Raw genomic sequence first — 14,893 nt, 5'->3', positions numbered from 1 at the left:
GCCCGTGGGACGCCGGTTCAGGAGCGGGCGGCCGCCTGGCCGGCCAGTCCGCGCTCGATGGCCTCGATGATCCGGGGGCGCAGCTCCGCGACGCTGACGATCTCGTCCACCGACCCGACCTCCACGGCCCGCTGGATGCTGTGCACCCGGTCGAACTCCGCGGCGATCTCGCTCAGCTTCTCCGCGCGCACGGCGGCCTGCACCTCCACGAGCTGCGCGTTCAGCGCCGCCCGCTCGGCCCCGATGAGCCCCGAGAGGCGCCCCTGCAGCTCGGTGACCCGCGCGTCGGTCGCCGTGCGGTGGTTCACCTCGCTGGAGAACACCACGGCGGCCGCCGGCGCCCCGCCCAGCACCGAGGCGAACGAGCCCTCCAGCGCGAGCACGGTCATGTTCGGGTTGAGCGCCTTGGAGAACACCACGAACGCCCCGCCGTGATAGCGGGAGATCACGCAGAACACGATCGGGCCCTCGAAGTTGACGATCGCCCGGCCGATCTCCGCGCCGTACTCGAGCTGGAGCTTGCGCATCGACTCGGGCGAGCCGTCGAAGCCCGACAGGTTGGCCAGCACCACCAGCGGCCGGTTGCCCGACGCCGCGTTGATCGCGCGGGCGGTCTTCTTCGACGAGCGCGGGAAGAGCGTGCCCGCGGTGTAGGTGTCGGGGCCGTCGGTGGGCGGGAAGCCCCGCCGCGGCACCGCGCGGGACTCGATGCCGATCAGGCAGACCGGCCGGCCGCCGATGTGCGCGTCCTGGACCGCGGCCGTCTCCGCGTCGGCCATGCCCGCCCAGCGCTCCAGCACCGGATGGTCCTGGTCGGCCAGCGCGCGCATCACGGTGCGGATGTCGAACGGCTTCTTGCGGTCCGGGTTGTGCTCGGCGGAGAAGATCTCGCCCACCGTGCCGAAGTCGCTGCCCGCGACCACGTGCGGGTAGGACGAGATGTCCCGGTCGGCGGGGTCGCTGGTGACGGCCCGCCGCGGCCCCGTCTCGCCGGGCGCGACGTAGGTGTGGTCGTAGTGCGCCATCAGCACGTCGTGGGCGACCCGCAGGTTGGGCGCCCAGTACTGTGCCTGGCCGTTCGGGCCCATGACGCGGTCGTAGCCGCCGATGCCGAAGTTGTCCTCGGCCGACACGCCGCCGGAGAAGTCGAGCGACTGCTTGCCGGTGAGCACCATCGCCGAGTCCGGGGTCATCACCAGGACGCCCTTGGTGTGCATGAGCATCGTCGCCTCGGCGTTCCAGTAGGGCTGGGCGCCGACGTTGATCCCGGCGACCACGATGTTGATCTCGCCGCCCGCCTGCGTGAACTCGACGATCCGCTTGAGGGCCGCCGCGACCCAGTCCATGTTCTCGGTGCCCGAGGTCATCGAGATGCGCGCGCCCGCCGACAGCGCGTACCACTCCAGCGGGACCCGCATCCGTTCGGCGAGGTCGAGCGCGGCGATCACCCGCGAGCACTCCGGCTCCGACAGCGCGCCGAGCGCCTTGGTCGGGTCGCCGAGCAGGACCACGCGGGTGACGCCCTCCGGGTGCCGCTCGGTCGGCGTCGAGACGACGCCCGCCACGATGGCCGCGGTGTTGTTGCCCTTCGGCCGGTCCACCGGCACGAGCGCGCCGTGCTCGTCGAGGTCGTGCTCGGTGAAGCGGCCGAGCATGGCGCTCAGCTCGTACGGGTAGACGCTGCCTCGCCGGGCGGCCCGCAGCACCTTCTGGCGGTAGTCGTCGAGCGGCCGCACCGGCTCCGCCGAGGGCTTCTCCACGTAGAGGCTCGCGCCGTGGCCCGCGTCGAGCGTGATGCGCACGGCGACCTCGCTCAGCTCGCCCGCCGCGTTGCGCTGGCGGGCCACGAACAGGACCTCCTCCAGCCCCGCGCCCACCGTGGTCGGCAGGATGCGCTGGACCAGCGCGTTGAGCTCGTCGTGCGAGATCTCGGTGGCCGGCCAGACGTACATCATGATGCGGTTGGTGTCGAGGCGCTTGTTCTGCGGGCGCTGCGCCTGGAAGTTGCGGATCGCGTCGAGGCCCGCCGTGAGCGCGTCCTCCACCGCCGGCAACGCGACCAGCCTGCCGTCGGCCTCGCGCAGCGGCGTCAGGTCGCGGACCTGGCCCATCGCGAGCAGCCGCTCGTCGGTGGGGTTGCTCTTCGCGACGGCCTTGAACAGGTAGATCTCCTCGTCCACCGACGGCAGCCGGGTGAGGTCGAACTCGCGCCACCGTTCGAGCTGCAGGCGGTGCGCGATCTGCGGATGGATGCCGCGGATCAGCCGGTCCTCGGCGAGACCCGCACCGTCGGGCCGGAAGGTGAAGTGGTGGTGCATCACGGCGCCGCCGGTGCCGGCCACGATGACGGTGATCCGCTGGACGCCCGCGGGCCGCGCGTGCCGGGCGACGAGCCCGCCCAGCCGTACGGCCATGGCGTCGTCGTCGGGCTGGTCCTCCCAGGTGACGTAGAGGTCGATGGCGGCCTCGGGCTCGGCGGCCTCGGCGGTGAGCGTGGCGGCGGCCCCGAGGGCGTCGGGCAGCGCGGCGATGTCGGCGGCGGTGGCGACCACGCGGGTCGCCCCGTCGGAGCCGGCGCGCGTGGCCGTGACGAACCGGCAGCCGTCGATCGTCCGGGCGACGACCTCCGACAGGCCGCGGTTGCCGTAGTAGCGCCGGGTCAGCACCTCCAGCAGCGGCGCGTGGTCGCGCCCCGGCCGGCCGATCCGCTGGCCGAGCAGCCGGACCAGCGGCTCGGCGCTGGCCACCATCGCCTGGATCCGCTCGGCGCGGTCGGGCGCGTGCGGGTCGCGGTCGAGGTGGCGCAGGTGGCCGCGGACCGCCGCGTACACCTCGGCGCGGTTGCGCCGCAGCAGCGGCTGGGCGAACCAGCGGAACACCACGCCGCGGGCCAGGTCGGTCAGCGTGGGGAATCGGACCTGCGTGGCCTCGACCAGGTGCTCAAGGGTGAGCCCGGCGGGCTCGCTCAGCGACTCCTGCGGCGGCGGGCCGGCCAGCCACCGGCGCAGCAGCTCCGACACGATCGCGACGCCCGTGCTCATCCGCTGCTGCGCCAGGAAGATCCGGAACACCGCGGACTCCAGCTCCGGTGTCCGGTCGAGGCTCGTGACGCCGTAGTGGGCGAGGACCTTGGCGAGCTTGGCCTGGAAGCCCTCGGTGAGGCCGGCGCGTTCGACGTCGAGGCTCTGCAGGTAGCTGTGGAAGAACTCGCGCGGGCTGTGCACCGCGCTGTCGGGCTCGGAGCCGAGGTCGCCGCTCGGCTTGTTGCGGCTCAGCTCGCACAGGTCGGCGAAGACGGTGAGCAGGTCCAGCTCGCCTTCGAGCACGCGGTCGCCCAGCTCGTCGCGGGCGGCCAGGTAGCCGGACAGCACCCGCCGGTGACCCTGCGGGTCGGCGTCGAAGCCCAGCAGCAGCCCGCGCAGGTGCCGCAGGCCGCGCGCGGCCCGCTCGGCGGCGGGCACGTCGGCAGGCTCGGCGGGCAGGTCGATCTCGGCGACGCCCGCCTCCTCCTGCGGGCTGTCGTCGGTGAGCGGCTCCAGGCGCATCAGGGCCGCCCCGGTCTCGACCTGGCTGCCTACCGGCACCGGGCATTCGCGGACCCGCGCGCGGAACGGCGCGCGCAGCACCGTCTCCATCTTCATGCTCTCCAGCACCAGGATCGGCGCGCCCGCCTCGACCTCGTCGCCGACGGCCAGCGGCGCCGCCACGACCAGCGCGGGAGCGGGCGAGCGGACCACGCCGCCCTCGTCGCGGCTGATCCGGTGGGTGACGCCGTCGACCTCGACCAGGTGGGTCGGGCCGTGGGCGGCCGACACCAGGCGGAAACGGCGGCCGTTGACCACGATCTGGCCGCTGTGGGCGTCGAACCTGTCGACCTCGACGTCCGCGTGGTGCACGGCGCCGCCGCCGGAGACGCCGACCCGGAACCGCTCCTGCCCGACCCTCGCCACGCTCACCCGGTAGCCGACGCCGCGGAGCTTGAGGTCCAGCGGACGGCCCGGGTCGTGCCGCACCTGCGGCCGGCCGCCGTAGGCGGTGGACAGGAGCCGGCGGAGGCTGAGCTCCTCCTCGTCGCGGTAGGCCCTGATGGCGGCGGCGACGAGGGCGACGGCGGAGTGCCGGTGGCTGATCAGGCGGCCCTCGGCGCGTACGCGGTCGATCCAGCCGGTGTCGGCCTGGGCGGTGATGACCTCGGGCTGGTCGAGCAGGTCGAGGATGAAGCTCTTGTTGGTGGCGCCGCCCTCGATGATCACGGTGATGTCGGCCATCGCCCTGCGCAGCCGGCCGAGTGCCTGCTCGCGGTCGCGCCCGTACGCGATGATCTTCGCGATCATCGAGTCGAACGCGGCCGGGATGACGTCGCCCTCCCTGACGCCGGTGTCGACGCGGATGCCGGGCCCGGCGGGCAGCACCAGGCGCGCGACGCGCCCCGGGGCCGGCGCGAAGTCGCGGTCGGGGTCCTCGGCGTTGAGCCGGGCCTCCACGGCGTGGCCGGTCTCGACCGGCGGCGGCCCCTCCAGCCTGCCGCCCGCGGCCACGTGGAGCTGCAGCCGGACCAGGTCGGTGCCGGTGGTGACCTCGGTGATCGGGTGCTCGACCTGCAGCCGGGTGTTGACCTCCAGGAAGGCGAACAGCTCCTCGCCGGGGTGGTAGAGGAACTCCACGGTGCAGGCGCCGCGGTAGCCGACCGCCTTGGCCAGCCGCTCGGCCGAGGCCTTGAGCTCGGCGGTCTGCTCCTCCGACAGGACGGGGGAGGCGGACTCCTCGATGATCTTCTGGTTGCGCCGCTGGATCGAGCAGTCGCGTACGCCGAGCGCCCACGCGGTGCCCTGGCCGTCGGCGATGACCTGCACCTCGACGTGCCGCGCCCCGGTGACCAGCCGCTCCAGGAACACCACGCCGGAGCCGAACGCGCGCAGCGCCTCCTGGCGGGTGCGCTCGTAGGCGTCGGCCAGCTCCCGCTCGGAGCCGATCACGCGGATGCCCCGCCCGCCGCCGCCGGCGCTCGCCTTGAGCATCAGCGGGTAGCCGATCTGCTGGCCGGCGCGCAGCGCCTGCTCCAGGGTGGCCACCTCGCCGCGGCTCCACGGCGCGACCGGGACGCCGGCCTCCTCGGCGAGCAGCTTCGCGCCGATCTTGTCGCCGAGCCGGCGCATGGCCTCGGCGCCCGGCCCGATGAAGGTGACCCCGATCTTCTCGCACAGCTCGGCGAAGGCCGGGTCCTCGGCGACGAAGCCCCAGCCGACCCAGGCCGCGTCCGCCCCGGTCTCGGTGAGCGCCCGCTCCAGGACGGCGTGGTCGAGGTAGGGCCGGGCCGAGGCGGGCCCGAGCAGGTGGGCGAGATCGGCCTCCCTGACGAAGGTGGCGTCACGATCGGCGTCGGTGTAGAGGGCGACCGTCTCGATCCGCGCCCCGGTCTCCGCCGAGAGGTCCTTGACCGCGTGGATGAGCCGCATCGCGGCCTCTCCGCGGTTGACGATGGCGACACGTTTGAACACCGACTGATTCTCCCCGCTGTCACGTGCGCGAGGCGACGTTCATCGCATCGCGTCGCCTCCATCCGTTCCACGGTGCTCGAACATCATCATCCGCGGCGCCATATGGAGGCCGACACATTGTAAAAGATCCGCCTCATGACGGGGGCTGCGCGCTGCCCGCGCCGGCGGTCCTCAGCCCTGGTACGGCGGAGCGACCCCCCATCCCCAGCGCGGCACCGGAGCCTGCTCGACGGGGGAGGCGCCGGGCTGGGAGTTGGCCAGGGCGAGCCGGGTGCCCCATTCGATGTAGCCCATGAACGCGGCGCGGAACTCCGGGTCGTCCGGCAGTCCGACCTCGTCGGCGGCGTCGGCCAGCAGGCTGACCCAGCGGCGGCGCTGCCGCTCGCTGATCGCCCTGCCGCGGTGCATGCCGAGCATGTGCGGATAGCCTCCGCGCTCGCCCGTGTAGCGGGCCGGGCCGCCGAACACCTCCGCCAGCCACATCGCGACGAAGCGGGGGTGGGCCGGGTCCATGTGGGCGAACAGCGGTCCGACGACGTCGTCGGCCTTGACCAGCTCGTAGAAGCGGTCGGTGAGCCGTTCGAGCGCCTCGGTGCCGCCGGCCCACTCGTGCAGCGAGGGGACGGAGCCGCCGACGCCGCGCACGGGGGTCTGCTCGTAGTGACGCATCTCCTCGATCTGCTCGACGTAGGGGCGGATCTCCTTGAGGAAGGCGGGGAAGAGCGCGCCCGCCCTGAAGCCCTTCAGGTGGTCCTCGGCCGAGGTCCAGGTGATGCGCAGGACGTAGCAGACGGGCTCGTCCACGCAGCGGGTGAGCTCGTAGTCCACGCACTGCGGCGCCTCGGCGAGCGAACGGGCGGCCCTGCCGTAGGCGGCCTCGAACTCCTCCGAAGCCTCGGCGGGTATGCGATAACGGATGTACTCCACGATCACGGCAATGTCCTCCCAGGGGGTTGTAATCATGTAAGCACACCCGTTGATCAACGGCGAGCTTCCCAAGAGTTGTTGGAGAAACTATCATCCAAGGGTGTCCACGGATGACGGGCTCATACCTCTGCGCGCCCTGGCCAACCCGCTGCGCATGCGCATCGTGTCGCTGCTCACCGGCGTGTCGATGTCGGCCACGGAGGTCGCCGACGAGCTCGGCATCGCCCACGCCTCGGCCAGCTACCACCTGCGCCGGCTCGCCGAGGCGGGCTTCCTCCAGCGGGTGGACGAACCGCCGCGGACGGGCAAGGGCCGCCCGCGGGTGTGCTACCGCTACGACCCGTCGAGTTCGGAGCGCATCGACCGCTCCGAGGGGCGGTTGCTCCTCCACCAGGCGATGAGCGACGACCTGGTGAGGCGCCTGGCCGAGACCGAACGCCAGCGCATGTCCATGGACGCCGAGGTGTGGCTGGCCAGGCCCGTGTGGGAGGAGATCGTCGGCCTGGTCGGCCAGGCGGTGGCGCTCCTGCACGACAAGGCGGGACCGCCGCACGACGGCGTCAAGGTCAGCATGACCGCGCTCCTGCTCGAACTGGGTGAAGAAGCCCCCTGCGACCGTTCCCCCCGCTGACCTGCTGGGCGTCAGGGCCGCCCCCCGGCACCTGACGCCCAGGACCTGGTCGTGGCCTCAGCGCTGCAGGGTCAGCAGGCCGGGCCGGTAGGGCAGGAGGCCGTAGTCGCCGCCGGAGTTGGGGCTGCGGCCCTGGTAGAGCAGTTGCAGGTTGCAGGGGTCGACGGTCATGGTCTGGTCGGCGCTGGTCCGGATCAGCTCGCCGTGGCTGATGTCGTTGGTCCAGGTGGCGCCGCTGTTGACCTTGCCGGCGAAGGGGTTGCCCTCGGTGGCGGCCTGGGGGGTCCAGGAGCCGTTGAGGCTGGTGGCGGTGAAGGAGCGGAAGTAGCGGCCCTGCGCGCCGATCGCCTCGACGATCATGAGGTACTTGTTCTGGCCCTGGAGCTTGTAGACCTGGACGGCCTCGAACAGGTTGTTCGTGGAGTCGCTCATGATGACGGTGGAGGAGGTGCCGAAGCTGCCGGGGAAGTTCCCGAGGGGCATGCTCGCGCGGTAGATCTTGCCGTTGTCGCCGGCGAAGAACAGGTACATGTTCGAGCCGTCACCGATGAGGGTCTGGTCGATGGGGCCGGTGCCGGAGCCCGAGATGCTGCCGGAGAAGAGCACCTGCTGCGCGGACCAGCCGTTGGGGTTGGCGGGGTCGGTGGAGGTGCGGTAGGAGAAGGCCGTGCCGCCCCACTGGTAGGCGAGCACCCAGATGTTCTTCGGGGCGAAGTAGAGCAGCGTGGGCGCGACGGTCGAGGAGGACATGGTGTTCTGGCTCGCCGAGGCCATCTCGGACCAGTTGGTGAAGGGGCTGAAGTTCATCGAGCCCCACCGCGTGCCCGTGTCGTGCGTGGTGGCGTAGACGAGGTGCTTGCCGTTGTAGGGGGCGACGGTGAAGTCCTTGAGCGAGACCCAGCCCGACTTCGGGGTGGCCAGCGGGCCGGTGGAGGTCCAGCGGTAGGACGAGGGGAGGTCGCACTGGCCGGGGTTCCCGGTGTCGCCGTCGACCCGGACGAACTGCCACTGCTGGTTGGCGCCGCCCCAGTCGTCGTACTGGACGATGTTGGCGCCGTCGGCGGTGGAGGCGCCCTGTACTTCGAGTGCTTTGTTGCTGTGGCGTGAGATGAGCCTGACGTAGCCGTCGGAGCTGTCGGCGAGCCGCCATTGCTGGTTGGTGCCGTTGGTGTCGGCCCATTGGACGATGGCTCCGCCGTTGGCGGTGGACCAGTTGTAGACGTCGAGGACCTTGCCGGAGTGGCGGGACTTGACGCGGTAGTAGCCGCCTCCGGAGTCGACGAACTGCCATTGTTGCTGGTTCTGGTTGTTGCGGGTCCATTGGGTGATGCGGCCGCCGTCGGCGGTGGACAGGTTGTAGACGTCCAGGGCTTTGCCGCTGTTGCGGTTGACCAGGACGTACCAGGCGTTGGTGTCGACGGTGGCGGCGTTGGCGGGCTGGGTCTGCAGGGCGACGAACAGGCTCGCCAGTAAGGCGGCGAGCGCCGTGAGGACGGACAGGGGTCTGAGCTTCATCAGGCACTCCGGGGGTGTTAGCGCTAACAAGAGATTGTGCGGAGAGCTGTACGCGAGCATCGTCAGGTGTGTTGTCGCGGAGTACATCCGACGGACGGCCCGGCGTCAACGAGAGGCGTCTCTCGCCGAGCCGGGCCTCGCCGTCACCCCGCCCTCCCTCCTGCGTCCCTCCTGGAGTTTCGCCTCCGGGAGGGTCGCACCGCACCGCTCGCGCGGATTGAAAGTTTCACAAGGGAGGGCGGGTAACTTGCGGCCGTTCAGCGGTTAACTTGCTGACTACGCGGTGTAGGTCCACTTCTGGTTGTTGCCGCCCCAGCAGCTGTAGAGCTGCAGCCCCGTGCCGTTGCCGGTGCCCGCGCCGACGGCGTCGAGGCAGAGCCCGGACTGGACCCCGGTGATGGTGCCGTCGGAGTTGACGCGCCACTTCTGGTTGTCGCCGCCCCAGCAGGAGTAGATCTGGATCCTGGCCCCGTTGCCTGTGCCCCCGGCGTCCAGGCACTTGTTGCCGTACACCCTCAGCTCCCCGGCCGAGGTGCGCGTCCACTGCTGGTTGGTCTGGCCGTTGCAGTCCCACAGCTGCACCGCGGTGCCGTCGGCGGTGCCGGCGTTGGGCACGTCCACGCAGCGGCCGGAGGCCGTTCCCCTGATCTGGCCCGCGGTGCCGCCGGGGTCCTGCGTCGGGGTACCGCCGGGGTCCGGGGTCGAGGTGCTGCCGCTGTTGAGCGCGTTGAGCACCGAGGTGTAGGCGGCCTTCTTGTTGCCGTTGCCGTCGAAGAGCAGCGCCGAGGCGCCGGAGCCGAGCCAGGAGTCGGTGTCGCGCACCCCCCAGACGGTGATGCCGGTGCACCGCGCCACCGCCAGGCAGTCGTTGACGACGTTGGCGTACGTGGTCGCCGAGCCGCCCTGGATGTCCAGCTCGGTGATCTGCACGTCGACCCCCAGCGCGGCGAAGCTCTGGATGGTCGTGCGGTAGTTGCTGTTGTAGGGGCTGTTGCTGTTGAAGTGCGACTGCAGGCCGACGCAGTCGATCGGCACGCCGCGCGACTTGAAGTCGCGGACCATGTTGTAGACGCCCTGCGTCTTGGCCCAGCTCCAGTTGTCGATGTTGTAGTCGTTGTAGCACAGCTTGGCGGCCGGGTCGGCGGCGCGCGCGGTGCGGAAGGCGACCTCGATCCAGTCGTTGCCGGTGCGCTGGAGGTTCGAGTCGCGCCGGCCGCCGGAGTTGCCGTCGGCGAAGGCCTCGTTGACGACGTCCCAGGCGTAGATCTTGCCCTTGTAGTGGCCCATGACGCCGTTGATGTGGTCGATCATCGCCTGGCGCAGCGAGCTGCCCGACAGCGACTGCATCCAGCCCGGCTGCTGCTGGTGCCAGGCCAGGGTGTGCCCGCGCACCCGCTTGCCGTTCTGGACGGCCCAGTTGTAGACGCGGTCCCCGTTGGTGAAGGTGAACTGCCCCCGGTTGGGCTCGGTGGCGTCGATCTTCATCTCGTTCTCGGCCGTCACCATGTTGAACTCGCGGTTGGCGATCGTGGTGTAGTTCGAGTCGCCGAGCTTGCCCGCGGCGATGGCGGTGCCGAAGTAGCGGCCGCTCTGGGCGGCCGCCGCGCCGAGCGTGCTCTCCGCGGCGTCGGCGGGGATCGGCGCGTTGAGCGCCGTGATCAGGCCGAGCGCGCCGAGCACGCCGGCGATCAGTGCCCGGCGGGGCCCGCTGAGCGGGCGCCGGGCGGCAGGTGGGGACATGGCGTTGACGCGCATGACTGAGCCTCCATAAGCCAATCGGAGAGAGAACGTGCGGGACGCACCCGCATGACCCGACGCCGCGCCACGGGGAACGCGCACCACGAGGGCGTCGTGACGGCGGTCCCTGCCGTGCGCCACCGATGGGGCAGGGAGATCGCCTCGGGGACTCAGTGTGAGGAGCCTCGCCGAAACTTGTCAAGAATGTAAAGAAAGTTTTCGCCCCGCTTCACCGGGATTCCGCCTTCTTCCTGCGGTTATGCTCGATCGGAAGAGGGCGAAAGTTTCGGCACGGCCCCGGCCGGAGACAGGCCGGGGTGAAAGTTTCACGGCGGCGTCCGCGCGGGTCTTTTCCTGTAATGCCAGGTGGGCGCGGCCGGCCCCGTCCCTTTCGCGCCGCCGGCGGGTACGGCGGGGGTTGACATGGCTTACCGGCTCGGATTTGCTCCGTGACGCCGCCACCTCCCGCCGGCCCCGAGGAGGAGTTTGACGACAAAGCTTCCTGTTAACGTTAACAACGCCCGGAGAAACTTCGGCGCGTCTGCAGCTTGCGCCGGCCCGTCCCTGGCGGCGTCCGTGAGCGGAACGCCTGATCATCTGTTCAAGATCGCGAATCGTGGTGTTCTCCTGTACCCGCCAGAAGGAGACAGCGGCTGATGCGCGGCCACCCCCTCGATCGGCCCCCGTGACCCGGCGGACCATGCCGGCCTGGCGGGTCGTGGTGGCGGAGTGGCCGTTCATCGCCCGCCTGCTGATGGTCGGGGAACACGCTGCCGGCGAGCGGGCGTACGACGACGCCGTCCCCGCGACTCCACCGCCTTCGTCCGCGGCTCCGCCTGCCGCGAGGGCGCGCTCACGTCCTCGGTCACGTGGCGCGTCAGCGGCAAGCACAGGCACGGCGCCTGACGTGACGCGCATCGGGTGCGTACCTCACGCACCCGGTGCCGTCAGCGTCACAGGCGGCCCGGCAGGGCTCAGATCAGGCCGAGCGCCAGCATGGCGTCGGCGACCCGGCGGAAGCCGTCGATGTTCGCGCCGGCCACGTAGTCGCCGGGCATGCCGTACTCGTCGGCGGTCGTCAGGCATCGGCCGTGGATGTCGCGCATGATCTCCTGAAGGCGGTGCTCGGAGAACTCGAACGTCCACGAGTCGCGGCTGGCGTTCTGCTGCATCTCCAGCGCGCTCGTCGCCACGCCGCCCGCGTTGGCGGCCTTGCCGGGCCCGAACGCGACCCCCGCCTCCAGGAACAGCTTGATGCCCTCGGGCATGGTCGGCATGTTGGCGCCCTCGCCCACCGCGACACAGCCGTGCTCCACGAGGAACGCGGCGTCGCGGCCGGTGATCTCGTTCTGCGTGGCGGACGGCATCGCCACCTCGCAGGGCACCTCCCACACGCTGCGGCCCGGCACGAAGGACACGTGGTCGCCGCGGCGGGCCGCGTACGTCTCCAGCCGGCCGCGCTCGACCTGCTTGATGTGCTTGAGCAGCGCCAGGTCGATGCCCTTCTCGTCCACGACGTAGCCGGAGGAGTCGGAGCAGGCCACCACGACGCCGCCGAGCTGCTCGATCTTCTCGATCGTGTAGACGGCGACGTTGCCGGAGCCGGAGACCACGACCCGCTTGCCGTCGAACGACGTGCCGCGCGCCTTCAGCATCTCCTCCACGAAGAACGCGCAGCCGTAGCCGGTGGCCTCGGTCCGCACCTGCGCGCCGCCGTACGCCAGGCCCTTGCCGGTGATCACGCCCGACTCGTAGCGGTTCGTGATGCGCTTGTACTGGCCGAACAGGTAGCCGATCTCCCGCCCGCCGACGCCGATGTCACCGGCGGGCACGTCGGTGTACTCGCCGATGTGCCGGTAGAGCTCGGTCATGAAGCTCTGGCAGAACCTCATCACCTCGCGGTCGGAGCGGCCCTTGGGGTCGAAGTCGGACCCGCCCTTGCCGCCGCCGATCGGCAGGCCCGTCAGGCTGTTCTTGAAGATCTGCTCGAAGCCCAGGAACTTGACGATCCCCAGGTAGACCGAGGGGTGGAAGCGCAACCCGCCCTTGTACGGCCCCAGCGCGCTGTTGAACTCCACCCGGAAGCCGCGGTTGATCTGCACCTCGCCGCTGTCGTCCAGCCACGGCACGCGGAAGATGATCTGCCGCTCGGGCTCGCAGATGCGCTCGATGATCTTCGATTCGGCGTACTCGGGGTGCTTGCCGAGGACCGGGCCGATGCTATCGAGCACCTCGCGCACCGCCTGGTGGAACTCGACCTCCCCAGGGTTGCGGCGCAGGACGTTGTCGTAGATCGACGACAGTTTCTCGTGCAACATGTGCTCCCGACCTCAATGCGGTGATCCGTGCTCACCTTACGGTTAGGGCTGAAGTGAGAAGAACTCGCCCCGGCAGTCTGCCGAAATCATTACCCGGTGGGGAACAACGGGTGAGTGAGCGGCAGGCCGAGCTGGACGCGTTCGGTCAGCCAGCGGGTGGGGCGGTAGCGGGGGTCGCCGGTGGTGGCGTGGAGGTTCCACTGCAGGCGGAGCAGCTTGCCGGCGCCGATGCGCTCGCCCCAGGCGAGGGGGCCGTACGGGTAGCTGAGGCCGGCCGTCGCCGCGGCGTCGATGTCGGCGGGGGAGGCGATGGAGCGCTCGGCGACGGAGCAGGCCACCGAGATGATCGACGCCAGGAGCCGCTGCGCGACCGAGCCCGCGGCGTCGCGCACCACCGAGACCTCGGTCCCGCTCCGGGCGAGCACGGCGCGGGCGTCGCGGAGCACCGCCGGGTCGGTCGAGGGGCGCCACGGTCGGGGTCCACGAGCTGTACGAGAGGGTGGCCAGAGCCGTCCACCGGCACACCAAGGGCAAGCAGGTCCCGGTGCTCAACGGACGCTCCGCGATCCCGCGGCTGCCCCGCCTCTGGTGATCCTCGGGCGGGGCGCGCGGTGGTCAGCGGACCCGGATGAAGACCGGGTTGGAGTAGAACCAGAGGTCCTGCCAGGGGTTCTCCTTGCCGTCCGCGAGCGGCTCCATCTCGTCGGTGCTGGTGCCGCGCACCCGGAGATAGCTGTCCTGGCCCACGTCGCGCAGGGTGTGGCGGATGACGAAATCCTGGCCCTGGCGGCGCCAGTCGTTCGGGCCGAAGCGGGCGACGACCTTGGTGGTGGGGTTGGTGGCCGCGTCGAGGTCGGCGCTGACGCCGGTGACCTGGCCGGCGATGAGGTCGACGCGCCGGACCTCGGGACGGTCGCCGTTGCCGTTCACGCCGTTCAGCGGGCGGAAGCGGATCTCCACCTCGACGTCGCCGCGGCCCCGGCTGTCGACGACCAGCGTCTCGCTCACGGTGGCGGAGCGGCCCTGGGCGCTCGCGGTGACGTCCAGGGCGGTGACCAGGTCGCCGGTCGCGACGAAGATGCGGCCATTGCGCAGGGCGTCCATGATGTCGCCGTAGTCCTGGCGGGCCATCACGTACGTCTTGCTGTACTCGCCCGGCCAGAAGTCGGAGCCGCCGCGGGTCCAGTGCACGTGGGAGTCGGAGGTGGCGGTGATCCACCAGTGCCGGCCCTCGCCGAGCAGGGAGTCCCACAGGCCGCCGACGCGGGCGGTCATCTGGTCGAAGCCGCCGTAGGTGGGGTGGTTGCCGTAGCCGCCGCGCGCGCCGCCGTTCAGCGGGCCGGCCTGGTGGCCGGGGGCGCCCTCGAAGCCGACGTACACGTCGGGGGCCACGTTGTTGCCGTTGCGGAACTCGCGCGGCGTGTCCTGGCCCCACACGCCCAGCCCGGTCGCCGAGCGCGCGGCGTGGTGGGCGATCACCAGCGGCTTCTGCCGCATGTCGCGGGCCGCCTTGAGGAACTCCACCATCTTGGCCTCGGTGTCGCGGCCGGGGTCGGCGGGGAAGGCGTCGTGCTTGGCGAAGCGGCTCTCCAGCTCGAACAGCTGCTGCGCCTCACCGTCGTGGTGGGGGATCATCAGGGTGTGGTGGTCGAGCGCCGGCGCGTCGAACTCCATGCCCCAGAACTGCAGCACCTCGGGCACCAGCACCCGCGAGCGCAGCAGGTCGGGGTAGGCCTGCTCCAGGTTCACCTTGGAGTGGGTGGGGCCGCCGTGGTCGGTGCACATCGCCCAGGTCAGGCCGAAGTGCTTGGCCATGATCGCGTTGGTGACGATCGGGTAGACCGCGTCCGCGCCCTTGCGGAAGGTGGGCGGGTTCGTCTTGGTGTCGAACGAGCCGCTGTACTCGGAGTGGATGTGGTGGTCGCCGGCCCGCCACCGGCGGCCGTTGCCGCCGCCGTTGCCGAACCTGCGCTCGTCGTCGGCCTGGGCGGGGGAGCCGCCCATCAGGGGAGCGGCGGCGGCCAGGGTCGCGCCGACGCCGGCGTACTTGACCAGCCGCCGGCGGGACAGCCGGGCCGCCTCGGCCTGCTCGGCCTGCTCGGCCTTGTTCTTGCTCACGGTGAAGCCTCTCGTGCGTGCGATGAGGGTGCCGGGCCGCAAGCCTGGGCCAGCGGGCGGAACGGCAGGTGAACGCCGTTCGGGACGCACGAGAACAGTGCGTGGCCCCCGGTCCGTGGCCCGCCCTCAGCGCCGCGGCCACGACGCCG

The 14,893-nt window shown here is 71.1% G+C and carries 8 protein-coding genes; 1 reads left to right on the top strand and 7 read right to left on the bottom strand.

Annotation, left to right across the window (positions count from 1 at the left end; translation table 11 throughout):
- Positions 1-17: 17 nt before the first annotated feature.
- The gene (locus Nocox_RS33175; RefSeq protein WP_020546175.1) at positions 18-5,498 is read right to left on the bottom strand and encodes an ATP-binding protein; all 5,481 of its coding nucleotides are present in this window, start codon (positions 5,496-5,498) and stop codon (positions 18-20) included.
- Between the two features lie 171 nt (positions 5,499-5,669).
- On the bottom strand, positions 5,670-6,431 hold the full coding sequence (locus tag Nocox_RS33170) for a group II truncated hemoglobin (protein ID WP_020546174.1): 762 nt from the start codon (positions 6,429-6,431) through the stop codon (positions 5,670-5,672).
- A 94-nt stretch (positions 6,432-6,525) separates the two neighbouring features.
- Here Nocox_RS33170 and Nocox_RS33165 point away from each other — a divergent pair, with 94 nt between their 5' ends.
- Complete coding sequence (locus Nocox_RS33165) at positions 6,526-7,056, top strand: ArsR/SmtB family transcription factor (RefSeq protein WP_020546173.1); 531 nt, start codon at positions 6,526-6,528, stop codon at positions 7,054-7,056.
- A 57-nt stretch (positions 7,057-7,113) separates the two neighbouring features.
- On the opposite strand, the gene Nocox_RS33160 is transcribed toward Nocox_RS33165, so the two are convergent.
- The 5 genes from Nocox_RS33160 to Nocox_RS33140 form a co-directional block, all read right to left on the bottom strand.
- A complete protein-coding gene (locus Nocox_RS33160; RefSeq protein ID WP_219495533.1) occupies positions 7,114-8,571 on the bottom strand; it encodes a non-reducing end alpha-L-arabinofuranosidase family hydrolase in 1,458 nt (485 codons plus the stop codon).
- A gap of 276 nt (positions 8,572-8,847) precedes the next feature.
- Positions 8,848-10,326, bottom strand: a complete 1,479-nt coding sequence (locus Nocox_RS33155; protein ID WP_020545656.1) for an endo-1,4-beta-xylanase — start codon at positions 10,324-10,326, stop codon at positions 8,848-8,850.
- Between the two features lie 956 nt (positions 10,327-11,282).
- A complete protein-coding gene (gene gdhA / locus Nocox_RS33150) occupies positions 11,283-12,626 on the bottom strand; it encodes an NADP-specific glutamate dehydrogenase (protein WP_020545655.1) in 1,344 nt (447 codons plus the stop codon).
- An 89-nt stretch (positions 12,627-12,715) separates the two neighbouring features.
- On the bottom strand, positions 12,716-13,072 hold the full coding sequence (locus Nocox_RS33145) for a 3-hydroxyacyl-CoA dehydrogenase family protein (RefSeq protein WP_020545654.1): 357 nt from the start codon (positions 13,070-13,072) through the stop codon (positions 12,716-12,718).
- Positions 13,073-13,241: 169 nt separating this feature from the next.
- Positions 13,242-14,744, bottom strand: a complete 1,503-nt coding sequence (locus Nocox_RS33140) for a CehA/McbA family metallohydrolase domain-containing protein (protein WP_020545652.1) — start codon at positions 14,742-14,744, stop codon at positions 13,242-13,244.
- Positions 14,745-14,893 lie beyond the last annotated feature (149 nt).

The sequence above is a fragment of the Nonomuraea coxensis DSM 45129 genome (assembly GCF_019397265.1).
Classification (GTDB): Bacteria; Actinomycetota; Actinomycetes; order Streptosporangiales; family Streptosporangiaceae; genus Nonomuraea; species Nonomuraea coxensis.
The sequence above is the reverse complement of the archived record's forward strand: the minus strand, read 5'-3'. Positions and strand labels throughout refer to the sequence as shown.

Excerpts from the sequence above, each read along its gene's own strand:
- Nocox_RS33155 (WP_020545656.1), bottom strand. The coding sequence starts at position 10,326 with ATGCGCGTCAACGCCATGTCCCCACCTGCCGCCCGGCGCCCGCTCAGC.
- gdhA (WP_020545655.1), bottom strand. The coding sequence starts at position 12,626 with ATGTTGCACGAGAAACTGTCGTCGATCTACGACAACGTCCTGCGCCGC.
- Nocox_RS33160 (WP_219495533.1), bottom strand. The coding sequence starts at position 8,571 with ATGAAGCTCAGACCCCTGTCCGTCCTCACGGCGCTCGCCGCCTTACTG.